This is a genomic window from Streptomyces sp. AF1A (genome assembly GCF_047340315.1).
In the GTDB taxonomy this organism is placed as follows: Bacteria; Actinomycetota; Actinomycetes; order Streptomycetales; family Streptomycetaceae; genus Streptomyces.
This window is the reverse complement of record NZ_JBLEBI010000009.1, coordinates 48,433-71,313: the sequence shown is the minus strand read 5'-3', so window position 1 is coordinate 71,313 and position 22,881 is coordinate 48,433. Positions and strand designations below refer to the sequence as shown.

General features: G+C 66.5%; 15 protein-coding genes. 6 read left to right on the top strand and 9 right to left on the bottom strand.

Going from position 1 to position 22,881, the window contains the following annotated elements; genetic code table 11:
• Positions 1–525: 525 nt before the first annotated feature.
• The 3 genes from ACLU3S_RS05040 (at position 526) to ACLU3S_RS05030 (ending at position 9,306) form a co-directional block, all read left to right on the top strand.
• A complete protein-coding gene (locus ACLU3S_RS05040; RefSeq protein ID WP_413950497.1) occupies positions 526–3,498 on the top strand; it encodes a helicase-related protein in 2,973 nt (990 codons plus the stop codon).
• Entirely contained in the window at positions 3,495–6,245 is a 2,751-nt protein-coding gene (locus ACLU3S_RS05035) for a DUF1156 domain-containing protein (RefSeq protein WP_413950496.1), read from the top strand. The genes ACLU3S_RS05040 and ACLU3S_RS05035 overlap by 4 nt, the downstream gene beginning before the upstream one ends.
• 61 nt (positions 6,246–6,306) lie before the next feature.
• Complete coding sequence (locus ACLU3S_RS05030; protein WP_413950495.1) at positions 6,307–9,306, top strand: DUF499 domain-containing protein; 3,000 nt, start codon at positions 6,307–6,309, stop codon at positions 9,304–9,306.
• 71 nt (positions 9,307–9,377) lie between these two features.
• Here the strand turns inward: ACLU3S_RS05030 and ACLU3S_RS05025 are convergent, their stop codons facing one another.
• Together ACLU3S_RS05025 and ACLU3S_RS05020 are read right to left on the bottom strand one after the other, a co-directional pair.
• Positions 9,378–10,304, bottom strand: a complete 927-nt coding sequence (locus ACLU3S_RS05025) for an NAD-dependent epimerase/dehydratase family protein (RefSeq protein WP_413950494.1) — start codon at positions 10,302–10,304, stop codon at positions 9,378–9,380.
• Positions 10,305–10,315: 11 nt separating this feature from the next.
• Positions 10,316–11,611 carry a nucleotide sugar dehydrogenase gene (locus ACLU3S_RS05020; RefSeq protein WP_413950493.1) on the bottom strand — a complete coding sequence of 432 codons (1,296 nt, stop codon included), beginning with the start codon at positions 11,609–11,611 and terminating at the stop codon, positions 10,316–10,318.
• Between the two features lie 342 nt (positions 11,612–11,953).
• On the opposite strand from ACLU3S_RS05020, the gene metG reads away from it, so the two are divergent.
• The gene (gene metG, locus ACLU3S_RS05015; RefSeq protein WP_413950492.1) at positions 11,954–13,678 is read left to right on the top strand and encodes a methionine--tRNA ligase; all 1,725 of its coding nucleotides are present in this window, start codon (positions 11,954–11,956) and stop codon (positions 13,676–13,678) included.
• Positions 13,679–13,710: 32 nt separating this feature from the next.
• Here the strand turns inward: metG and ACLU3S_RS05010 are convergent, their stop codons facing one another.
• The 6 genes from ACLU3S_RS05010 to ACLU3S_RS04985 are packed head-to-tail and all read right to left on the bottom strand — an operon-like array spanning position 13,711 to position 19,636.
• Entirely contained in the window at positions 13,711–14,349 is a 639-nt protein-coding gene (locus ACLU3S_RS05010) for a histidine phosphatase family protein (protein WP_413950491.1), read from the bottom strand.
• A 23-nt stretch (positions 14,350–14,372) separates the two neighbouring features.
• Positions 14,373–14,927 carry an FkbM family methyltransferase gene (locus ACLU3S_RS05005; protein ID WP_413950490.1) on the bottom strand — a complete coding sequence of 185 codons (555 nt, stop codon included), beginning with the start codon at positions 14,925–14,927 and terminating at the stop codon, positions 14,373–14,375.
• Positions 14,879–16,438, bottom strand: a complete 1,560-nt coding sequence (locus tag ACLU3S_RS05000) for a hypothetical protein (RefSeq protein WP_413950489.1) — start codon at positions 16,436–16,438, stop codon at positions 14,879–14,881. Before ACLU3S_RS05000 ends, ACLU3S_RS05005 begins: the two co-directional genes overlap by 49 nt.
• A 51-nt stretch (positions 16,439–16,489) precedes the next feature.
• A complete protein-coding gene (locus ACLU3S_RS04995) occupies positions 16,490–17,632 on the bottom strand; it encodes a glycosyltransferase family protein (protein ID WP_413950488.1) in 1,143 nt (380 codons plus the stop codon).
• A gap of 13 nt (positions 17,633–17,645) precedes the next feature.
• Complete coding sequence (locus ACLU3S_RS04990) at positions 17,646–18,962, bottom strand: N,N-dimethylformamidase beta subunit family domain-containing protein (protein WP_413950487.1); 1,317 nt, start codon at positions 18,960–18,962, stop codon at positions 17,646–17,648.
• Entirely contained in the window at positions 18,959–19,636 is a 678-nt protein-coding gene (locus ACLU3S_RS04985) for a class I SAM-dependent methyltransferase (protein ID WP_413950486.1), read from the bottom strand. Before ACLU3S_RS04985 ends, ACLU3S_RS04990 begins: the two co-directional genes overlap by 4 nt.
• Before the next feature lie 362 nt (positions 19,637–19,998).
• Between ACLU3S_RS04985 and ACLU3S_RS04980 the strand changes: the two genes are divergently transcribed.
• Together ACLU3S_RS04980 and ACLU3S_RS04975 are read left to right on the top strand one after the other, a co-directional pair.
• Positions 19,999–21,417, top strand: coding sequence for a helix-turn-helix domain-containing protein (locus ACLU3S_RS04980; protein ID WP_413950485.1), 1,419 nt, complete (start codon positions 19,999–20,001; stop codon positions 21,415–21,417).
• Positions 21,359–22,060, top strand: a complete 702-nt coding sequence (locus ACLU3S_RS04975; RefSeq protein WP_366836916.1) for a 2'-5' RNA ligase family protein — start codon at positions 21,359–21,361, stop codon at positions 22,058–22,060. Before ACLU3S_RS04980 ends, ACLU3S_RS04975 begins: the two co-directional genes overlap by 59 nt.
• Here the strand turns inward: ACLU3S_RS04975 and ACLU3S_RS04970 are convergent.
• Complete coding sequence (locus ACLU3S_RS04970; protein ID WP_413950484.1) at positions 22,047–22,784, bottom strand: nucleotidyltransferase domain-containing protein; 738 nt, start codon at positions 22,782–22,784, stop codon at positions 22,047–22,049. The two genes, ACLU3S_RS04975 and ACLU3S_RS04970, sit on opposite strands and share 14 nt — an antisense overlap.
• Between the last annotated feature and the right edge of the window lie 97 nt (positions 22,785–22,881).

Sequence of the window (22,881 nt, the reverse complement as noted above, 5' to 3'; positions counted from 1 at the left end):
GTCCAGTCCTTGCGGGCGCCGCTGAGCTGCTTGGCCAGGTCCGGCGAGGTTCATCGATCTGAGCCGGCGGCGGCCCCTGCACTCCCTTCGTGCTCTTCATATTGGAAGTAGCAGCGAGATACAGTAATTTGACATTCCATTAGTAAGTCGCAGGTGGGGGAACCGCGGCTGGCCGAGGGGGAGGGACCAGGGCATGGCTTATCCACGTGCGGTGCGTTGGCTCCTGGCCAGTCTCGGCTGGGTTCCGGCGAGTCTTGAGGCTGACGCATAAGCATGCAGGCCCCAGGCACGTTTGAGCGTGGTCAGAGAGTAAGGGTCCAGGCCGCTGGCGTACCGGAGTTTGCCACGGTCAGGTTCGCCTTGCCCGGAGATCAACCGGGGTCATGGGACCTCATCCTGGTCGACGATGAAGACCGTCGTCACGAAGTGAATCTGGCAGCTGGAGACACGGAGACCGTGCGGCCTCTCGTCAGCGACGGGAAGGCTGACTCCGCACGTGTGCTGGCGGCCATGTGGACACAGTGGATGAACGCCGCGGCGACCAACGCCGAGTCCAGCGCGATGGCAGCCACGCCGCTGAAGCCGTACGCGCACCAGACGACGGCCGTCTACGGAGCGATGCTTCCCCAGCCCCTGCTGCGTTTCCTCCTGGCCGACGAGCCGGGTACCGGAAAAACGATCATGGCCGGTCTGTACCTGCGTGAGATGCAGAGGCTCGGCCTGATCAAGCGGGCGATCATCGTGTGCCCGGCGAACCTCGCCACGAAGTGGGTGGACGACTTCCAGCGGCTGCTGGGGGGCGGCCTGCGCCAGTTAACCTCAGCCACGGTGCGTGAGGACGCCCTGAACTCCAACGACCTGTGGGTGGTTTCGCTCGAGTTAGCAGCGGTGAATCCCGCGGTACAGGACGCCATCCGGCCGGACAAAGCTGGCTGGGATTTGGTCGTCTTCGACGAGGCGCACCGGCTGACTCCGACTGCCGCCGGATTCCACCAGGTCGGACGGCTGCTGGCCAAGAACACACCGCGGGCGTTGCTGATGACGGCAACGCCCCACCGAGGCAAGGAGTGGCTCTTCCGGCACCTGCTGCATCTGGTCGACCCGGAGATCTACCCGGATCCGGGCAGCGACCCTAACGTCGAGCTCAGTGCCCTGCGCCCTGGCCCCATCCACTTCTTGCGGCGGATGAAGGAGGACTTGGTCGACTACGACGGCACGACCCGGTTGTTCAAGGGCCGCACGGCGCACAACCACACGGTCCCGCTGTCGCAGACCGAGTACGGCTTCTACAAGGCCGCCCTGGAAATGGTCGACCGGTTCTTCCCTCCGGCGGCGCAGCCGCTTGCCCGCATGGTCTACGGCAAGCGAGCAGCCTCCAGCCTCTACGCTCTGGCCCAGACGCTGCGCCGGCGGCATGAGCACATGGGGGCGATGAGCGAGGCTGAGGCGGCGCTCATCGCCGACCGTGAGGACCACGGTGACGAGGCCGAGGTCGACGAGGCCAAGGTGATCCATGCGGTCTCGGCTTCTACGCGGGCGGAGCGAACTGCGATCAACAGCCTCGTGCAGCAGATCGAGGCAACGCTCAACGACTCCCGCTGGCAGCCGTCTAAGTGGAAGCGGCTCACCGACGACTGCCTGGCACCCCACGGGATTAGCCCCGGAAGCGGTGATCAGGCCGTGGTCTTCACCGAGTATGCCGACTCTGCCGAGTGGATCGCCCGGCAGCTCCAGGACCAGGGATACAGCGCCCAGCTCTACTCCGGCCGCCAGAGCAAGACCGAACGTGACGAGGCGCGCAAGGCATTCATGCGCGGCGAGTTCCAGATCATCGTCACCACCGATGCCGGCAACGAGGGCATCGACCTGCAGGCCGCGCACGTGCTCGTGAACTACGACATCCCGTGGTCCTTGGTCCGCCTCGAACAGCGGATGGGCCGCATCCACCGCGTGGGTCAGCAACGCGACGTCTACCTCTACAACCTGGTCGCCACTGACACCCGGGAAGGCGTGACCTTGCTGCGCCTCCTGGACAACTTCGTCACGGCCGCGAACGAACTGCGCGGCCAGATGTTCGATAGCCTGTCGGTGGTCGCCGAAATGACCGGCGTTGACTACGACAAGTGGCTGTCGGACCTCTACGGCAACGACGAGCTGAAGAAACAGCAGGCCATCGACGCAGTCCAGGCGGTCCAGGCTCAGGAACTCGTCCGGGCGGCCCGGAAGGTACGGGACAACGAGCGGCGCCTCGCCAGCCAGGTGGACGCGGTGGCTGCGCTGACGTTGCTCCAGCGTGACCTGTTCGCACGCATCAACCCTGCCATTGTTGAGGCATACCTCGACCGGCTCGCAGCGGCCGGTGTGCTGAAGTCCACGCCCACCGCGGCCGGGCCCGGGTTCCGGCGGCTCTCCCGGAGCGGCAAGGCAAGATTTCCGGCCACGTTGGGCGGACGGAACGAGGTTCACGTCGCCACCAGCGGGGACGTGGTGCGCGAAGCCTCGGAGAGCATCGATGTCGGCGACACCGTCACCCTCGGCCCCGGTGAGCCCGGCTTCAGCGACCTGATTGACATAGCCGAGCACACCCTGGCCGAGGACCTCTACCAGTCCGGCGCCGCGGCAGATCCCACCAGCCTCACCCCGTACGACCTGTACGCGTACGAGGCCACGATGACGGAGAGCAACGGCAAGCGCGCCAGCGTTTGGGCCACCTTGATCAAGGTTGACGACAGCGGCACCGCCCGCCCGGTGAGGTGGGAGTCCCTGGCCAACCTCGTGCCCACCGACCAGAACGGCAGCGCACCGCATCCGGCCCGGGAGGGACACGCGCTCACAGCTGCCCGCCGGGTGGCCGCCGCGACCGTCGCAGAGCACCGGAAGGTGCGCGCCGACTGGTTCGCTCAAGCCCGCCGTGACCTGACCAACCTGCCACTGAGCCTCACCGACCGCATCGATGATCGCGCTGCCCGGCTGGAGCTGAGGCACTGGCTTCAGGCCCAGACCGCTCAGCGCCTCGAAGAGCTCGAGCGGCTCGCAGACGTGCAGCTGACCGAACCGAAGCAGGTGGGTCGGATCCGGGTTCTGGCCACTGCCGACAGCAGCGTTCAGGCCGAGATCGACGCCGAACTGGTCTCCATGCGACGCGTGCAGCAACTCCTTGAGGATGACGGCTGGGCAGTGGCCGATGTCCATACCGAGGGCCGCGGTTACGACCTGGAGGCCCGCCGCCACAGCCAGGTTCGCCATGTCGAGGTCAAGGGCGTGCTCGGCAGCGCGGCGAGCGACGGCATCCGGATGACCGGCAACGAAGTTCTCATCGCTACCCAGCACCGCAAGGAGTACTGGCTGTACGTCATCGACCAGTGTGCCGACGGCAAGGGCCGATTCTTCGGTGCCTATCAGGACCCCGCCACCCTCTTCGCGAACGTCATGACCGGGAACGCGGTGTTCCGCGTCCCGGGCAGCAGTCTCAAGAACGCCCCCGGGAGCAACGCATGACCCGCATGATCGAACGCTGGTTCCCCTGTGCCGAGGTTTCGGTGAACAGTTCAGCGGGGTGGGGAAGCGGTGCGACCGAGATCGGGCTGTTTCCGTGGTTCGCAAAGCGTCCTGTCGCACAGGCCAAGGCAGCGGTGCTCTGCTCGCTGCTGCCCTGGCCAGAGGATCAGGCCGAGCAACAGCGTCTTCAAGAGTTGGTGCACACTGCCATGTCCGGGCGCTACGCCGCCTGGCAGGTACTTCACGACGAGATTCTCAAGGCGAACCCTGAGGGCGCATCGGTCCTGGACCCGTTCAGTGGGCGCGGGATGATCCCGCTTGAGGCGGGGCGGCTTGGGCTTGAAGCCCACGGTGTCGATTACAGCCCGGTCGCGGTGCTGGCCAGCTCACTTCTCACCGACTTCCCCTTCCGGGACTGGTCTCAGGAGCCGAGCCTGCCGTTCGCCGAGGAGAGCGACGCTCTCTACGACGACCGGCCGCGGCTGCTTGTTGACGTTCGCGCCACTCTCGATGAGGTGGGACGCCGGTGGACGGCAGCCATGGTGGACTACTACCCCGAGGTCAACGGCAAACGACCGTGGGGGTATCTGTGGGCCATCGCCATACCGTGCCAGGAGTGCGGCAACCGGTTCCCTCTGGTCGGCTCGTACGAGCTGCGACGGCCGAGTCAGAAACGTGGCCGCAAGGGCGCCCCGCCTGTCAATGATCCCGGCCAGTCGTTCTACATCGAAGCCGACCCGGCGGCTGGTACCTGCGCACCGGTGGTGCACGAGGGACCTCCAAGGCGTACCCCAACGCTGACACGCGCTCGTACGGCTGAGGGTCGGACGCTGCCGGGGAAGTCGGCGATCTGTCCGTTCTGCAGCCATGTACACCCACTCGATGTGCATCGCCGACTCACCGACGAGAGGCGTGCCACGGACATGCTCCTAGTGGTAGCCGACCACTCGGACGACTTCGGCAAGGAGTATCGGGAGCCCACCGAGGCGGAGCTCGAGGCTGTCGCCGCAACGCCGGCGGCACTACGTGAGCTGTCCGACCCGAGCCCCTTTCTGTGTGCCGTACCCGACGAACGGATCGCACCGGGCAACAACAACATCATCGGGCCGTCCATCTACGGGGCGCGCACCTACGGCGACTTCATGTGTGATCGGCAGACCCTGGCCTTCGTCATGCTCACCCAGACCATTGCTGAGGTGGCCGACGAACTCATGTACAAGGCGGGGGTGAGCGCTGACTACGCACGGGCGCTGAGCGGATACGCCGGGTCAGTCGTTGCGCGGAAGCTTCGACGCGCTACCCGCGGGTGCACGATCGACATCAGTCGCGCAGGGGTCCATGACATATATGCCAATCAAGGGTCAATTACCTTCTCTCAGGACTTCTTCGAAGTGGGAATCGGCACCGGGCCGGGCTCTTGGGCGTCTCTGTGCAAGAGCAGCATGTCGACGCTTTCGAATCTGATGGCTGACATCCAGGGGACGTCGGTCAGCGTGACTCGGGGGTCGGCTACCTCGATGAATCTACGGGACGCGTGCATCACTGCTGTGGTCACCGACCCGCCGTACGACGAGATGCTCGCGTACGCCGACTCCTCCGATCTGATCTACGCATGGCTGAAGCGAGCCCTGCACAACACTTGGCCCGAACTCGTCATCACTTCCGACGACCACGGCTGCCAGGAGAAGTCGGAAGAGATCATCGTCAAGCGGGTCCGGGGGGAGGCACCCAACGAGCACCGAACTCGCGAGCATTACGACACGAAGATCGCCGAGGCATTCAGTGAGATGCGTCGCGTGGTCCGCGACGACGGACTGGTGACTATCGTCTTCGGCTCCGGAGACCCGGAGGTCTGGCAGCGCCTGCTCACGGCCATCGAGAAGGCTGGCCTGGTGATGACGGGCTCCTGGCCCGCGAACACCGAGGCGAGCAACCACCAGGGCAAGGCGAACATCGAGACCACCCTGACCATGTCGTGCCGCCCCATGGCGCCCGGACGATCCCCCGGGCGAAAGGGCGCGGTCGAGGCCGAGATCAAGGCCGAGATCAAGCGGCGTTACCCGGACTGGGAGCGGTGGGGCTTGGCGCCGGCGGACATGCTGATGGCCGCTGCCGGACCCGCCATGGAGGTCGTCGGCCGTTACAGCGAGATCCTCGACGCCAAGGGCGAACCCGTCGACATCTACACGTTTCTTCCGCTGGCGCGAGCTGCAGTCCAGGAGGCCATGGCCGTCGAGATCAACCACCAGCCGCTGGAGACCTTTGACGCTCGAACGCGGTTCGCGTTGTGGTGGATCACGCTCTACAACCGTCAGATCCGGGCGAAGTCCGAACTGCGCTGGCAGGCTCTGGCTTCCTCGCTCGACCTGGCGGCGATACGCGACCTGGTTCCTGATGCCGACAAGGGTGTGCGGTTCATCGCCTCCCGGGACTACAAGGGCAAGATCGACGGAGATTCGACCGTGATCGACATCGCCCTCGCGCTCGCAGCTGCCTCGGAGGAGGGCCTACAGGCCATGGGGCAGGTACTGGCGGCCGCAGAGCACGCGGCCGACGACACCTTCCTGTGGGCCGCCGTCCAGTTCCTCGCAGACCGGCTTCCCGACAACGACCCAGACTCCGTCCGCTTCACCCGCGTGTTGCGCAACCGGCCCGGCGTGGTCAGTGCCGCTGAGGCCGTTGCTGCGAGCGACTACGAAAAGGGCCAGCCCCAACTGACCGACGACGTCCAGTTGCGGCTCATGTGATGACGACCAACACCACCCTCACCCCCGTGATCCTCGTATCCACCAGCCCAGGAGAGCAGCCATGACGACCAGCGTGACGCCGTGGTGGAAGGCGCTCAAGCTCCGCCAAGAGATCCGCAGTGCCTCCGGGCAAATCGATGACGTACAGATGTCGCTGTTCCGGGCCGTTCACGCCACGGGAGCGGACCGGCCGCCCTATGCCGACGCCGACTACTACGGTGACATCACGCATCCGACCGAGCGACTCATCGACCTGCTCAGCGAAATTGCAGTCCGCATCGGTGGTGGCAACGACTACTTGAAAGCCCGAGCAGTCACTCGACTCGACCAGGGCATGGGCGGCGGTAAGTCGCACGCGTGCATCGGCGCCTACCATCTGGCCGCCAACCCAGGGGCGCTACTGCGAACCGAGCTCGGTCAGAAGGTGACCGAGCGCGCGAGGGCCAGGATCGGCCACCCCCTTACCGGCGACCTCGGACGTCCGCATGTCGTCGTGCTGCCCTGCGACAACATGACCCCGGGGGCTGGGGTACAGGAGCTCGACGGGCCTGCGGTCAACCTCTATGAGCGTTTCCTGTGGCGTCTGTTCTCCAAGGACTACACCCTCTTCGAGCGCTACCGCCGGTTCTGGAGCGACAAGCACAAGATCGCTGAGGCCATCAGCGCGGTAAACCGACCCGTTCTGATCATCATCGACGAGGTGCTCGACTACATCGGCAACGGGCTCGATGGCGCGAACCAGACCGACCTGGCAGCCCAGGACATGGCGTTCCTGCGGGCACTGCTCGATGCCGTCAACGATGTCCCCCACGTCTCGATGCTGGTCGTGATGATCGCCTCCGACATCGACAAGACTGCGCTCTCGTCCGCCGCTCAGGCCCGCCGCGACGACCTGAACAGTCAGCTCGACCGCAACGGCCTGCCGACCACCGTGACCGGCGTGGGTGACTTCGCCGACATCCTCCGCCGCCGGCTGTTCGACGCCGAACCCGCCGGTGAGGTGCTCGCCGCGACTGCCGCGCTCTACGAGGACGTGCTGACGGACAAGACCTGGAGCAAGCAGGTCTGGGACCCGATCGGAGCCGGGTGGCGCCGCAACTGGCCAACGCAGATGGCAGCTTGCTACCCGTTCCACCCCATGCTGATGAGCCTGGCGCAGGAAGAGTGGAGCAAGGTCGCCGGTTTCCAGCGAGTCCGGTCCACGATCCGCATCTTCGCCGCCACGGTCTATGCCCTGCAGCAGCGCGGCAAGGCAGGCGAGTGGGTGCCGGCACTCATAGGGCCCGGAGACCTGCCACTGTCGGACAGCACCGTCCGGGAGGCGCTCCTGGGCAGCGGCCTGGTGGAAGACGACCGCACCATCGCGAACTACCGGAGCCTGGCCGAGATCGAAGTCATCAACCACGACGGCTCGTCGGGCGCAGCGCGCCGCCAGGACCTTGAACGGCCATCCAGCACTTGGGGCCCGAACAATCCACGCGCGGCTGAACGTGCGGCCACATTTATCTTCCTGGCGAGTGTTGTCGGCACCCTGCGCCCGGGGCGGGGCCGCGGAGCCAGTGCTCCTGAGGTCAAGGCGGCCACCAGCGTGCCGGAGACCACGTACACCGTCACCGACGCCGACGGCGTCGTCGATGAGCTGGTCAACCCCAACCGAGGGATGAGCGCTCTCGACATCACTCCCGGCCAGGGCAACAACAAGCCGGCCCGTTACTTCCTCTCCACCCGGCTCACCCACCGCATGCTGGTCAAGAACATCCGGCGCACCATCACGGAAGCCGAGCGTGATCAGGTCATCGCCGCCATCTCGAAGCGAATGGCCAGCAACGGCCCCTTCCGCGAGGTGCAGTTCGTCTCGGCGGACCCGCAACGCAGTCCTGCCGACGTCCTTGCCACTGCAGGCTTGGACACCGCCTACACCACCCGGCTCATCGTGCTGGACCCCGCGCAGTACAGCCTGCGCAACGGCATGGAGAAGCCGACCCTTGAGGCTCTCACCGTCGCCATGGGGCTCGGGCAAGGTGCCCAGCAGCTCCCCGTCCAGTGGGCCAGCAGTGCGGTATACGCCGTCGTGAACACCCAGCAGCGAGCCCTGGCGCGCAACCTGGCGGTGGAGTATCTCGCGAGGCAGAAGGCTCTACAGGCTCCCGAGATTCAGAACGACGACGAGCTCAAGACCATCGGCGCCAAGGAGCTCGCCGAGGCCAAGACTCAGTTGGAGAGGGCACTCAAGCGGGCGTACCAGCATGTCGCCTACCTCGCCCAGCCCGATCCGGACGGGGAGCGGTACCTCGACCAGCTCACGTTCGACAAGGACAACATCACCGCCCTCGACGGCATGCTCGTCTGGAAGGGCCTCGCTGCTCGGGACAAGGTTTTCGACACTGGCCAGTTCAGCGCCAAGGCTCTCCTGCACAACCTTCGCGACCACGACTACGGCAAGACCCTCTCCGACATCCGAGCCGCCTTCTACAGCGCCCCACGATTGCCGCTGCTGTACGGCGGTGACCGCGACCTTCAGCAGGCGATCTACGATGCTGTCAGCCAGGGCCTGCTGAGCATCGTCGACGGAGCGGGCACCGAGGTGGAGGTCACAGCACCAGGGCAGGTCAACCTCGCGAGCACGGGCCTGCGCCTCGCCAAGCCACAACCCAAGACGTGCGCCGACTGCGACCAGCCGGTTCACGAAGGTCCATGCTTCGTGAGCGCCGACGACACCGTCGACAATGGCTCGCCGCGCAAGCCCGGCAGCTCAGGGGTCGACACACCAAGCGTGCCCCGGCAGCGGGAGACCGACAGGCCGAGTTCGGACCAAACCCCGAAAACGGAACAGGTTAGGGACCGGCAGGTCGCCTTCTCGTTCACCAAGAACCTCCTGGCCAACGCCGACAGCGCCGACGGCTTCGCCGCACTCTTCCGGGCGTTCTACATGGCCCTGGACGAACGGCAGATCAGCTATCTGCAGGGAACACTCCAGTTGGTGATACAGGCCGATGAGGCTGAACAAATCCAGCAGCGCCTAGAAGAACTCGGCATAAAGGGGACGTTCAAGGAGATCTGACGGGACAGCCCGCACGTCAGTGACGGCGTCTCGTCGGTTCCGGCCTCAGCATCAGCTCAGACTGCGCCTGATCAAGTGCGGAACCAGTCGGCTGTAGCCGCTATCCCTTCCCGCAGCGGTGTGGGTGTGATGGCCGGGAAGAGTGCTCGCAGGCGGGTGCCATCAGCCTGCGAGTGGGGGACGTCGCCGATGCGTTCGGACGTGTGTTCCCGGAGAGCGCGGACTCCGGTTGCGGCCTCGATCTCGGGGATCAGGTCCAGAAGGGACGTGCGTGTGCCGAAGGCAAGGTTTGTTGGCCAAGGGGCAACGACTCGCCGCAGGACGGCATCGCCGAGGACCTGACAGGCCGTGCCCACGTACGTGAAGTCGCGTGTCTGCGTGCCGTCACCGTGCACCGTCACGGGGCGTCCGTCGAGCATGGCGCTGATCCACTTCGGGATGACCGCGGCGTAGGGGTGGTCGGCGCGCTGGCCGGGTCCGTAGACGTTGAAGAAGCGGAAGGGCAATATCGGCAGGCCGAAGCTGTAGTGGTACGCGACCAGGTACGCCTCCGTGGCGAGTTTGGTGACCGCGTACGGGCTCATCGGGGCGGTGGTGAGGTCTTCGTGCTTTGGGAGGTGCGGGTTCGCGCCGTAGACAGAGGATGAGGAGGCAGCGATCACGTGCAGGTTGCCGGCTCGGCGGGCTGCTTCGAGGACCTGGAGGGTTCCCGTTGCGTTGGCGTGGTGGCTGGCCATGGGGTCTTTCACGGAGCGTGGGACGGACGGCAGGGCGGCCAGATGGACTATGGCGTCAGCGCCGTGGAATGCCTGCTTCAAGAGGGCGGCGTCCTGGATGTCGCCCTCTAAGAAGTGGACATCGAGACCCGCGATGTTCTCCTTGCGGCCGGTGGAGAGGTTGTCGATCACCCTGATCTGGCTGATCTCGGGGCGATCCATCAAGGTCCGCGCCAGGTTGCTGCCGATGAATCCGGCGCCGCCGGTGATCACGATCTTCACGTGGCTTCCCTTCAGAGAGAGTCGACGTGGGCGCCGGCGAGTCGGCGGCGGCAGTCGAGGATGTACGGGCCGTGGGCGGTGATCAGGGGGTAGTCGAAGGCGTCGTGGTCGGCGAGCAGGACGACGGCGTCGGCTGCCGCGAGGCACTCGGGGGTCACTTCGACTCGCTGGAGGTTCTCCAGGTCGGCCGCGCGAGGGTGAGCGTCGTCGCTGACGTGAGGGTCGGCCGCCTGCACGTCGGCACCCTTGCCGATGAGCAGCTCGGCGATGCGTGCGGCCGGGGTCTCGCGGGCGTCGCCGGTGTTGGCCTTGTACGCGAGGCCGAGCAGCAGAATCCGGGAGCCGTTGAGGGACTTCCTGCGCTTGTTGAGGCCGTCGGCGAGGCGCCGGACCACATAGTCGGGCATGTGGTTGTTGACGTCGTTCGCCAGCTCGACGAAGCGGAAATTGCGGCCCAGGGTGCGCTGGACACGCCATGAAAGATAGGACGGATCTATGGGCAGGCAGTGGCCTCCGACGCCCGGTCCCGGGGTGAAGCGCATGAACCCGAAGGGCTTGGTGGAGGCCGCGTCGATCGCTGACCAGACGTCGATGTCCAGTTCGTGGGCGAAGATCGCCAGCTCGTTGGCGAGGGCGATGTTCACATGCCGGAAGGTGTTCTCCAGCAGCTTGGCCAGCTCGGCCTCCTTGCAGCTGGCGACCGGGACGACCGTCTCGACGAGGGACGCGTAGAAGTTGTGGACGGCTTCTTTGGAAGCAGGATCGATGCCGGAAATGACCTTGGGCGTGTTCTCCAGCTTCCATGTGGAGTTTCCCGGGTCTATGCGCTCGGGGCTGTAGCCGAGGTGGAAGTCCTGGCCAGCGGTCAGGGCGGAGGTGTGTTCGAGGAGTGGGCCGAAGATTTCCTCGGTTGTGCCGGGGTACGTGGTGGACTCCAGGACGACGGTCGCTCCGCGTGTGAGGCGGCGGCCGAGCATCCGCGCCGCGTCCTCGACGTGGGAGAGGTCAGGCGCCCCGTCTCGGAGGGGCGTGGGGACCGTGACGATCGCTACGTCGAAGTTCGCGCAGTCGGACGCGTCGATGGTTGGGCGATAGGCGCCGGCGGCGACGAGTGGGGCGAGACGCGAGTCCGGAATGTCCTCGATGTATGACTCTCCGCGCGTGAGCCGCTTGACGCGCTGGGCGTCCACGTCGAAGCCGACGACCTGGTGTCCGACCTCGGCGGCTCTGACGGCGAGCGGGAGTCCGACGTATCCCTGCCCGACTACAACGACGCGGAGCTGCTGGAACGCGCGCTTCTTGATCATGTTGTCCACCTCTTGGGATTTGGGCGGGGGCGTGGGCCGTTGCATGCGGATCGGCGACGCGGCGGGCGCTCTAAGATGGGAGGTGCCTCGGCCGTACGAGACTTGCTTGGCCGCCTGTCTCGGACGGCCGAGCGCCTTTTCGGCCCCGCATGGGCAGGCCGCAAAACCCGCAGGAAGGGCAAACCGCTGGTTCGATACGATGGCGGTGGCCTGCAGACCTGTACCGTCACAGTGCGTGATATCAAGACGCGAGCTCAGTGATCGCAACGGCTGCAGCTTCCCGACCTGGGCCCGCCGCGGCACCGCCGCCGGCGCCGTACGTACGAAATGGAGCATCCGAGGATGGCTCGACACCTGGTCACCAGCGCGCTTCCCTACATCAACGGGATCAAGCACCTGGGCAACATGGTCGGGTCGATGCTTCCGGCGGATGTGTACTCCCGGTACCTCCGCCAGCGCGGCCACGATGTCCTCTACATCTGCGCCACCGACGAGCACGGCACGCCGGCCGAGCTGGCCGCCAAGGAGGCCGGACTCTCGGTCGAGGAGTTCTGCGCCCAGGCGCATGACGCACAGAAGGCCGTGTACGACGGGTTCGAGCTGGCCTTCGATTACTTCGGTCGCAGCTCGTCGCAGCAGAACGTCGAGATCACCCAGCACTTCGCGCGGAAGCTGAACGAGAACGGCTTCATCGAGGAGCGGGCCATCCGCCAGGTGTACTCGCCCGTCGACGGCCGCTTCCTGCCGGACCGGTACGTCGAGGGCACTTGCCCGCACTGCGGATACGACAAGGCCCGCGGCGACCAGTGCGAGAACTGCACCCGCGTCCTCGACCCGACCGACCTGCTGAACCCGCGTTCGGCGATCAGCGGCTCCACGGAGCTGGAGGTCCGCGAGACCAAGCACCTCTTCTTGCTGCAGTCCAAGCTTCAGCACGAGGTCGAGGCGTGGATCGACACGGTCGGCGAGGAGTGGCCGCACCTGTCCTCGTCCATCGCCCGCAAGTGGCTCACCGAGGGTCTGCACGACCGGGCGATCACCCGCGACCTGGACTGGGGAGTCCCGGTGCCGGCCGACACCTGGCCCGACCTCGCAGCCGAGGGCAAGGTCTTCTACGTTTGGTTCGACGCCCCGATCGAGTACATCGGCGCGACGAAGGAGTGGGCGGACGCTGCCCCGGACGGCGAGACCCGTGACTGGAAGTCGTGGTGGTACGAAGCCGACGACACCGTCCGCTACACCCAGTTCATGGCCAAGGACAACGTCCCCTTCCACACGGTGATGTTCCCGGCCACCGAGCTGGGCGTGCGCGAGCCGTGGAAGAAGGTCGACTTCGTCAAGGGCTTCAACTGGCTGACGTACTACGGCGGCAAGTTCTCCACGTCGCAGAAGCGCGGCGTCTTCACGGACGCCGCCCTGGAGATCTTGCCCGGCGACTACTGGCGCTACTTCCTGATCGCCAACGCCCCGGAGTCGGATGACTCGTCGTTCACCTGGGAGCACTTCACCGCCACGGTCAACAAGGACCTGGCCGACACCTTGGGGAACTTCGTCAACCGCGTGCTGTCCTTCTCCCGCAAGCGGTTCGGTGACGAGGTCCCGGCGGGCCAGTCGGCCGGCGAGGCGGAGGCGAAGCTCGGCGAGGAGATCGCGCGGCTCCTCGCCGAGTACGAGGTGCAGATGGAGGCACTTCAGTTCCGCAAGGCCGCGGCTGCTCTGCGTGCGCTGTGGTCGGCGGGCAACTCCTACCTTGAGGAGAAGGCTCCCTGGCTGGAGATCAAGACCGACCCGGACGGCGCCGCGCTGACGTTGCGTACCGCGATGAACCTGATCCACCTGTACGCGGTGGTCTCCGAGCCGTTCATTCCGTCCACTGCCGCTGCCATGCGTGGTGCCTTCGCGCTGGAGGGTGACACTGCGAAGTGGGTGACCGCCGAGCAGGCCAAGGCCCTGGACACCGTTCCGGCCGGGACTGCGTTCACCGTTCCGCCGGTGCTCTTCGCGAAGATCACCGAGGAGGACCTGGAGTCCTACCGGGAGCGCTTCGGCGGCTCCGAGGACGCCTGACCGCATCTCTCGCCCCTGTACCGCCTGCGCTCTCATCGGGCGGTACGGGGGCTGAGACGGCCAGGCAGGTCTGCGGCCGACACGTTCATCAGCCGGATTCGCGGGGCCTTGCCGTCGACCTCGACCCAGGTGACGCCTGCGGATCCGGGGACGTGATCGAGGTAGCAGTCGAAGCCGCTCTCCGTCAGCCGTAGCAGCAGGCACGCGATTCCTCCGCCGTGGCCGACGAGGATGGTCGTACGGTGCGGCCCTGCACAGACTTCGTCCCAGAGTTGCACGTAGCGGCTTTGGACGTCCTCGGACGACTCGCCGCCTGGCGTACGGAGCTGGTGGATCGGGACGCCTCGGCGGGTGGCTTCAGCTGCTGCGAGCTCCCTGGGTCGGCCTCCAAGGTAGCCGCTGTTCTTGGCGGCGAGGCGTTCGTCCACTCGTACGTCGGCGGGGGTGAGCGTGGCGGTCAACAGAGCGGCGGACTGACGGCAGCGGGACATCGGGCTGACGAGCATCTGGTCCACGGTGACGCCGGCTGCTGCGAGGCTGTCGCCGACCTTGCGGATGTCGTCGCTCCCGCGCTGGCTGAGGCTGCCCCCGACAGCCTGGCCTTGGTGGATGCCCTGCAGGTTTTCCTCTGTCTCACCGTGCTTGATCAGATAGATGTGCTTCGAGCGCATGGTGTGGTGTCCCCTCCTTCGGGTCAGTCCCAGTCGCGGACGTCGACGCAGGCAGATACGGCGGTGGCAACCCGGTCGTGGTCGGCCCGGCTCATGGCGGGGAAGCGGTCGTAGTGCCACTCGATGTAGAGGACGGAGACGAGGTTGATCGTCCCGTCGGCGAGCAGCTTGGTGAGCACGGGGTACTCGGCGCCCTCGATGTCCATCTTCACGACGACGTGATCATCCGCGGTGACCGTCCGGCGCAACCAGGAACTGAAGTCGGTCGCCGGGACGGGGACCGGCGCGCTGTAGTCGATCTGCTGGTCGTACACCGGCGGCACGCGCTTGCCGGGCATCACGGTTGAGCTCTCGTGGTGACCGAGGAAGAGGTCGATCGTCCCGTCGTGGGTCCACACCGCGCTGTGGGAGATCTCGACGCGCGGGGAGTGAGGGGGCTGCTCGACCTGCCGGCGGATGGAGGGGAGCAGGTCCTTGTTGGGCTCGAACGCGTAGAAGTCGTGGTCCGGCAGCTCGTGCATGAAGCGGTTCAGCACGATTCCGAGGTTCGTGCCGCAGTCGATGAAGACGTTTCGCATGAGGTACTCCCTTGGTCGGCGCTGGGTGCGAGGAGGTCGATCTCCTGCAGGGTGCGGTTGGTAAGCAGGAGGAAGTCGCCGGTGGCGGGGCGGTAACAGCGCTCCTCGTAGCGGATCGTGATGCGGCGGACCGGTTCCTCACCGCGATAGGGAGGAAGGTCGCCCCATCGGTAGAGCTGGCCGCCCGGGGCCTTGAGGCGGCGCAGTGATCGGGGCAGGGGGCTTTTCCGCGCGTCGGCGTTGAGCTGGGTGAACATCCTGGTGAGGAAGGCGATGTGCTCGCACGCCTGTTGCTCGTCGGCCTGTATGTGGCCGTACGTCTGCTTGAGTGCGCGCAGCTGCTTCCGGTCGCCGTCCGCCTGGACAAGAAGGTCGCGGAGCTGCCGGTCCCAGACGATGCCGAGGTGGCCGTGGACGACGGGTTCGTCGGTGAGGAAGTAGCCCAGGACGCGGCCGAACTCGCGCTCGTACGGGCACATGAAGTCGTTGTAGAGACCCAGCTTGGCTCCGGAGACGGTCTCCACCTGCCAATGGACGCGTGCAGTGAAGGGGGAGTCCCACCAGCCCAGGTGCCAGGGCTGCCACAGCAGGTCGGCGGTGCTGAGCAGGAGCACGACGAGCGCGATCAGTGCGGCGGGCCGGCCGAACGCCGCGTCGTGCTCCGCACCGGAAAGCAGCGTGATCGTGATGGCGAGGGCGATGTTGGTGGCGATGTTCTCCCAGAAGAGGATGCCGGAGGCGAGGGCCACGACCACGTTGAAGAGGGTGGTTGCCAACAGGGCAGTGATCAGCAGTCGGCGATCGAGGAATGCGACGAGGCCGCCGGCCTCGACGGCCATCGTGAGGAAGTTGACCGGACGATCGAAGACGCGCGCACGGCGCAGCACGCGGGATGCGGTCTCGGCACGGAGGAAGCGTGCCCAGCCCCATGAGTATGCGGAGGCCATGAGGTAGTGGGTGCGGTTGTGCCAGCCCCACGACCACGGGTAGGGCCCGAGACGGGCCTTGCTCCAGGCCGGTTTGACGTAGTGGGAGAGCGAGACGCAGCCGAGCACCAACAGGAGTGCCGCTGCGGAACACGAAGCGCCGAAGAGCACGAAGACCATCGCCACGAAGAACCAGGCGAGGTACGCCTTGAGCACGCGCAGGGGCATCATCGCGTGGTGCTTCCAGCCGCGCAGCTTGCCGCAGTACACGGCCATCCACGGCAGCAGGGCCGTCGGCCATAGGCATGACGCGGCTGCGAGGAGGAGCAGCAGCCGTTTGTCGCGGCGCTGGGGTTCGACGGGCTCTGCGACGTCGTAGTCGCTGGTCGCCCCCTGCCAGGTGAGCAAAACCACCACGAAGGTGACGAACCAGCGCAACGGGCCCGGCTCGGGCAACGGCCGGAAGGCGGCCAGTACCCCGAGCGCGAGCGCGATGAGCATGGCCAGCAGGACCCGACGACGGCGAGCGAGGGCTCGTACTGCCGGAGAGACCGCGAAGCGATAGCAGGCCACGACAGCAGCCACTGATAACGCGATGTCGATGGATGCGGGGAGTGGGCGAGTCGTCATGACCGTCTACCGCGCGGATGGCGTGAGAGTCCGCTGACTGGCTGCGGGCAGGCTCTCCAGATAGGAGGCGATCCGTTCCCGCGGGTCGGCCTGGAGGTGCCGGTCCCGGTGGTGCACGACGTTGTCGCGAAGTTCTTTGCTTCGGCTGAGGAAGTCGAGTACCGCACCGCAGGTGATGCGCGGTGCAGTGGTGCCCAGTTCGGCTTCGTGGACAACCTTGGCGCACCAGTGCTGGTCGTAGGTGGGCAGAGGGATCAGGTGGACCGGTTTGCCGAGGACGAAGGCTTCGCTGATGAGGTTGAAGCCGGCGTTGGAGAAGATCGCCTCGGACCGTGCCATGTCGGCGATGAACGCCTCGCGGTCGAAGGTGCAGATGTCGATCTTGTCGTCGGCGTACTGGCGCAGGTTCCCGATCTCTGCCGCCTGGGCGTAGATACGCAGAGCGCGATCCGGGACGTGCTGGCGGAAGAACTCGGCGAGGGTGCGGACGGATTCCCCCGGGCCGTGGTCGAAGTAGCGTGAGAAGTAGGCCGTGGCGAGGGACTCGGTGGTGACGGGGGCGGAGCGGACTACGTCGGGGATGACAGGGGCGATGAACTCCAGCTTTCGGTCGTCGGCCTCCAGAGGGACGAACGAGCAGATGAACGACCGGTCGACGTGGGGTGCGAAGTAGCGCAACCGCTGCTCATCAGCGGTGCGGGCGTACCGGCCGACCGTGGGCAGGTCCAGGTGGCGGTACTTGCTCTGCTGGTCGACGGAGACCAGTGGCTTGCCGAAGTGGTAGGCCAGCCGCGGGGTGTTGGGCTCGTAGTCGGTGATGAACACGTCCGGGATGCCGGTGTCCCGAATGATCCGACGCAGGCGCAGGTGTTTGGTGACGCCGGCGGGCACCCGCCAGACGTTGGCACGCACGGCGTCGCTCGCGTGTATGCGGTCGCCTCGGGCCAGAAGCGTCGGCATCCACCCGTCCCACGCGGGGAAGCCGAGGTCCCGGAAGTACTCCACGCGGGCCGAGCCGTTGGTGATGATCCGCACATGGTGTCCGCGGTCGCGGAGGTACTGAGCGATCACGCTCTGCCTGACGGAGTGCCCCATGCCGATGCCGTTGACGCCGATGACCACGCTGAGCGGACGTGTGTACCCAGACACGTTGATCCCTTCGTCAGGAGAGTCGAGTGATGACGTTGCGGGTGATGGAGGCGACCTGGGGGTCGGTGGCCAGCAGGCGAGCCCAGTCGGTGGTCGCGGCGGTGAAGACCGTGCCGGCCGCGGTGTAGAGGCCGAAGGTGGCCGCGCGAGGGCTGGCCGCCGGCTCCCGGGCGGCGAAATTCCAGTCGGAGGGCAGTTGTGCGATGCCGAGGATCTCGAAGTCCTTCGGCGTACCGTCCTGGCCCGTCGGACGCGGTCGGGCGATTGCGTCGAGCTCGTATGCCGCCCCGTCGCATTCGTAGCCGATGAGAGCGGCCTCGCGCCCGAGGACGTCGCCGGTCTTCAATCCGGTGCCGGAGAAGATCCAGTGGTCCCCGTCCGTCACGGTGAACCCGAGTGGCGTACGCGGGCCCTCCCAGTGGCCGCCGCCGTTGCGGTAGCTCACGCCGAGCAGGGCGTTCTCGGGCTCCGACTCCCACCAGCGGTCGGGGCAGCCGTACGAGCTGTCCGGGTCGGCCCCCGCAGGCGCTCCGGGAGGGAACTTGGCACAGCTCAGCCCGGCACCGTTCGCGGCGACATTCACCCGCCACCAGCAGGTGTTGGCACCGAAGTTGGCGATGTTGCCGCCGGCGTCCCGGAAGGCGGTGACAGTCTGGCGGGTATCGGTGCTCCAGTACTCGTCGTGCCCGGCGGACATCAGGAGGCGGTACCCGTCGTTGAGGTGCCGGCCTTCGTGGAGGTCCAGGTCGGTACAGAAGTCGCTCTCTATCCCGTTCTCCTCCATCCATGTGATGAAGGGGGCGTCCCAGTGTGCGAACGTCTGCCGGGGAGAGCTGGTGTCATAAGGGTCGGGCAGCCCTTTGACCGGGCCCCCGACACCGCCTCCGGGGCGTTGCATGGTCACCTGAGAGGCGCTGTACAGGCTGCCGCCGCCGGCTGTGTTGTACGCGTGGTAGGTGAAGGTCGGGATCTTGTAGAGGATCTTGCGGTCCGAGCGGGCGGCGGGTGTGACGACCACGAGGATCCGCGCCTCGCGAGAATCCATCGGCGGCGTGCACGAGCTCGGCTCCGTGCTCAGGACCGCGATGTAGACACCGGACCTCCATTCGGGCGGTACGGAAAATTCGTACGCAGGCCACTGCCAGTCCCTGTCGAACGTGCCCGGGTCGGCGGTGCGGCCCGGCCACTCGGCGTGTCCTGTGTGCTGAGGAGCCGCTCCCCAGCGATAGAAATCGACACGGAATCGGGGGGCCGATGTGGCGATGTGCAGCCGAAGTACTTCGCCGGCGCGGACGCCAGACCGAGCAGGGTAGCCGTTGATGCTGGTCATGCGTCCTCCCGGGGACGTGCGGTGCCAGCGAGGTGGTAGGCGTCGATCAGCTCGATGTGGGCTTCCCAGCCCAGGTCGTTCATCTGTGAGGTGAGACTGGGGACGTCGTGCAGCACCTTCACGGTGAGGTGCTGGGATCCGTCAGCGAGGCGACGGCGCACTGTCGGCACATGTGCCTCGGCGACCAGCTCTTCGAGCTCGGCTTTCGCGGGCGAGTCGTCGATGAAGACGGCGCAGCCGCCGGGAGCCAGCGCCCACCTCAGCAGGGCCCAGAAGGCTTCCATCTCCACAGGTGGAACGTGGCTGAGCCAGAAGGCGAAGAAGATGGTGTCGTACTGGCGGTCCGGCTCCCAATCGAAGACGTCCGCTTCGATGAAGCGAGTCGCTGTACCCCGCATCCGGGCGCGGGCGATACGGAGCATCTCCGGGGCGGCGTCCAGCGCGGTCAAGGTGCGCGCGCGGCCGGCGAGGTGCTGGGTCCACTGGCCCGTTCCGCACGCCAGCTCGAGGACGTGCCCGCTGATGGGCAGCTCATCGAGGGCCGTCACGAGTCGGGGCTTGTCCATGCGGGTGTCGTACGCGCTGTCGTACTCGGCAGCTCTGGCGCGGTAGTAGGCGATCTGGCGCTCGGTCCAGTCGGCTCTTCCTGTCCGGTCGTACACGTGGCCTCTCATTCCGCGGGCGGTAACGTCGGTTGATTTCGCGACAGCGCTAAGGGCCGGTGGAGTCGTCTGCGGTTGCCGGAAAGCAGCTATGACTTCAGCGCTGATCAGTTGCGGGGCTCCCGGGGATTCCGGTGCGGCCATCAACGATGTGGCAGGAAGCAGCCGATGGCACATTTCGGCGGTGATATCACTGGAGTGATTCGGGGTCTGGAAGCCCGCGGGAAGGCCGGCCGTGGAGAGCGGAGGTTCTGATGGCAGGCGAGCCAAGGCGGTGTACGGGATGTGGGCAGGCGCTGAGCCGGTACAACCGTGAGCCGCGCTGTGGTCCCTGCAGCCGAATGCTGGTGGTTGCGGAGCCGCTTCCTGCCCGTGTGCCTCAGCATGTGTGGCAGGACGTCGATGTCGTCACGGCGATGCGTGACGGCGACTTCGGGTCAGCTCTGGCCCGGGTACGAAGGCTCGCCTCCTTACGGCAAGAGGAGATGGCCCGTGTCACCGGGCTGAGCCAGCCATTCCTCTCCGCGCTGGAGTCCGGCTCGAGGCGGCTGACCCACTACGACAAGATCGTTACGGTGCTGGAGCGACTGGGCGTGCCGGAGCATGCCCTGCCGCGGCTCTTCGCGAGCAAGGCTCCGGGTTCGGCAGAAGCGCACCGTCCACTTCCCGCATCGGTTCACGAGCCAGCGCTACTGGAACCTTGGGAAAGTCCGCTCGACGTGGCGAGACGCCTTAACGGCACGATCTCGTCCAATACCGACCCTGCCACCCTGAGCCTGCTGACCCAACAAGTGGGCGCCATAGTGGATCGCTATGAGGCTGACGGGCCGCACAAGCTTGGTCCCCGGACCGTCGAGCTGCGTCACTTCATTCAGACGTTGCTGGAAGGGCGCCAGCCGCCTCGACAGCGCACCGAGCTGTTCCGCTTGGCCGCGAAGGCTTCCGGACTGCTCAGTTACATGGCCGTCAACGCCGGTCACGAGGCCAACGCCGAGGCGTACAGCACCGAAGCCCTGCAGCTCGCCCTGGAGATCGATGACTCGGAGCTGGCGATGTGGATCTTCGGTACCAGGTCCCTGGGCGCCTACTACGCGGGGCGATATGACCAGGCACTTGAGTGGGCCGATGCCGGTCTGGCCATCGATCGGTGCAACGCTCAGGCAATCCGGCTACTGGCCAATGGCCGAGCACGAGCTCTGGGCAAGCTCGGCGACGCCACCGGAGCGCGGCGGGCCATCGCGGAGGCCGAGGACCTCAGCAGTGAGTACCGGCTCCCTGATGGCCTGACGCCATGCATATCGTTCGCTCCGTACAGTATCCCCCGCACCCTTGCGAACGCCGCCACCGCACACGTCGCCCTCGGTAACACGCAAGAGGTCATGCAGTACGCGGAGCAGGTCGACGAACTCGTCGAACAGTCCGATTCCGCCTGGAGCCGCGCACTGGTCCGCCTGGATGTGGCCACGGCTTTGCTCGTCGGCCCTCAGCCGGATGTGGAGCACGCCATGACGCTTGGTATGCAGGCTCTCGCAGCTGGGGGCGGTCCGCCGATCCGATCGGTCGTCCAGCGCGCCGGTGAACTCCATACGACTGCTGCGGCGTGGCAGGAGCTTCCGGCCGTCCGGGACTACGCCGAGGCGCTGCGGAGCTGGCACAAGGCTCCGTTGGCCCGAGCGGTGAGTGACTCTGCCAAGATGGCCGTCGCGAGCGATAGCCGTAACGGAAGGGCACCGAGTGCTGCTCACTTACGACACCAGCGCGTTTCCCCCCGCACCGCCGCCGGACCTGGATGACCCCCAGGCCATCGCGGTGCACGACTGGGCGGCCTTCGACGGAGTAGAGGAGATGAGCAACCACTGGGATCGGCGTGGGTGGACTCCATCGACGCGCGCCTATTACTGGATGCTCGGCTTCCCCGCAGATTCGGCACTCGCCGAGCACGCTCAGCAGTGCCAAGACGAGATCCGGAATCTGCACTTCGATCCCATCGACGCGGATGGTCTGCATCTGACCCTGGGTCGGATAGGGACCGTCGAGGACGTCTCCCTGGGCGAACTGAACGCACTGCTGGCCGCTGTGGCCGAGATGTCGACGGACCGGTTCCGGCTGCAGGCCGTACCCATGACCGCATCCCGGGGGGCGGTTCGCTACAGCATCGCTCCCTGGACCCCCGTACTTGATCTGCACGCCAAACTGTCCGCCGCCGGCGCGCAGTGTCAGCTGCCGTTCCGGAAGCCGACCACGGTGTTGAGACCGCACATCGGCATCGCCTACTGCAACCGCGCGGCGGACGCCCGGGTGGTTCGGGAAACGATTCGCCCGCTTCGCGACATGGACTGCGTCAGCGTGCCAGTCGACCACCTTCACCTGGTCGAGATGCGGCGCGAAGACCGGGCCTATCGTTGGCGCGTCATCGATCAAATCAACTTGGTGTGAGCGGGTTGCGCAAGGTTGTTCCCAGAGACCCGGCGCGCTTGTAGCCGACCCACAACCGGCCTCCTGCCTGTTCGAGTACCTCGTCCACAACGGTCACGAGGGCCTCTGCCCGGCCGCTCAGTACCTCGTGGAGGCCGTGGTGCAGGCGGGTGCTCAGTCCCGGGGCGGCCGTCTCAAGGCGGCGTGCCAGCCACTTCCCTCCCCCGCTCCACGAACCGCCGATGGCCAGTGCCAGCTCGCCGGTGCGTCGGACCAACTCGGTGGCGATGAACAGATGCTCGCCCTGGTCGTTGCTTCCCGCCAGGTCGTCGAGGAGGTCGGTGATTGCGTACCGGCGGTCCTCGATCTCTTCCGCCGGCACCGGCGGCGGTCCTGCGGCGGTCAGCTTCCGGGCTTGTGCGGCGAGGCGCGCTCCGAGCCCATCCCTGTCGAAGAGCAGCAACCCGTCGGCACACATCCACAGCAGTGGTGACCGGCGCTTGCGCAGTTCCCGTTCGACGTAGCCGTGCCACGTTGCCTCGGTGTGCACGAACATCTCCACTGGCCAGCCGGCGTGCTGGAGGCTTGCGCGGTACGGGGCTGGGGCGCCGTACAGCAGCACCACGATGTCCAGATCCGACGTCGCCGTGCGTCGGCCTGTCACGACGCTGCCGCCCAGGAACGCGGCGCGCGCGCTGGGGTGATGTTCCTCTACGACGGCGCGTGCGGCCTTGATCGCCTCCATGGGGCAACTATCAGCACTGCCCACACCGGGCGCACGCCGTTTTCCGCAGCTGGACAGCGAGGTCTCGCGCTCTGCGTCTCAGTTCGCCGGGGGCAGA

Bases quoted from the DNA above. Each gene is read 5' to 3' on its own strand.
- ACLU3S_RS05040 (WP_413950497.1), top strand. From the start codon at position 526: ATGAACGCCGCGGCGACCAACGCCGAGTCCAGCGCGATGGCAGCCACG.
- ACLU3S_RS05035 (WP_413950496.1), top strand. From the start codon at position 3,495: ATGACCCGCATGATCGAACGCTGGTTCCCCTGTGCCGAGGTTTCGGTG.
- ACLU3S_RS05030 (WP_413950495.1), top strand. From the start codon at position 6,307: ATGACGACCAGCGTGACGCCGTGGTGGAAGGCGCTCAAGCTCCGCCAA.
- ACLU3S_RS05020 (WP_413950493.1), bottom strand. From the start codon at position 11,611: ATGATCAAGAAGCGCGCGTTCCAGCAGCTCCGCGTCGTTGTAGTCGGG.
- metG (WP_413950492.1), top strand. From the start codon at position 11,954: ATGGCTCGACACCTGGTCACCAGCGCGCTTCCCTACATCAACGGGATC.
- ACLU3S_RS05010 (WP_413950491.1), bottom strand. From the start codon at position 14,349: ATGCGCTCGAAGCACATCTATCTGATCAAGCACGGTGAGACAGAGGAA.
- ACLU3S_RS05005 (WP_413950490.1), bottom strand. From the start codon at position 14,927: ATGCGAAACGTCTTCATCGACTGCGGCACGAACCTCGGAATCGTGCTG.
- ACLU3S_RS04990 (WP_413950487.1), bottom strand. From the start codon at position 18,962: ATGACCAGCATCAACGGCTACCCTGCTCGGTCTGGCGTCCGCGCCGGC.
- ACLU3S_RS04985 (WP_413950486.1), bottom strand. From the start codon at position 19,636: ATGAGAGGCCACGTGTACGACCGGACAGGAAGAGCCGACTGGACCGAG.
- ACLU3S_RS04970 (WP_413950484.1), bottom strand. From the start codon at position 22,784: ATGGAGGCGATCAAGGCCGCACGCGCCGTCGTAGAGGAACATCACCCC.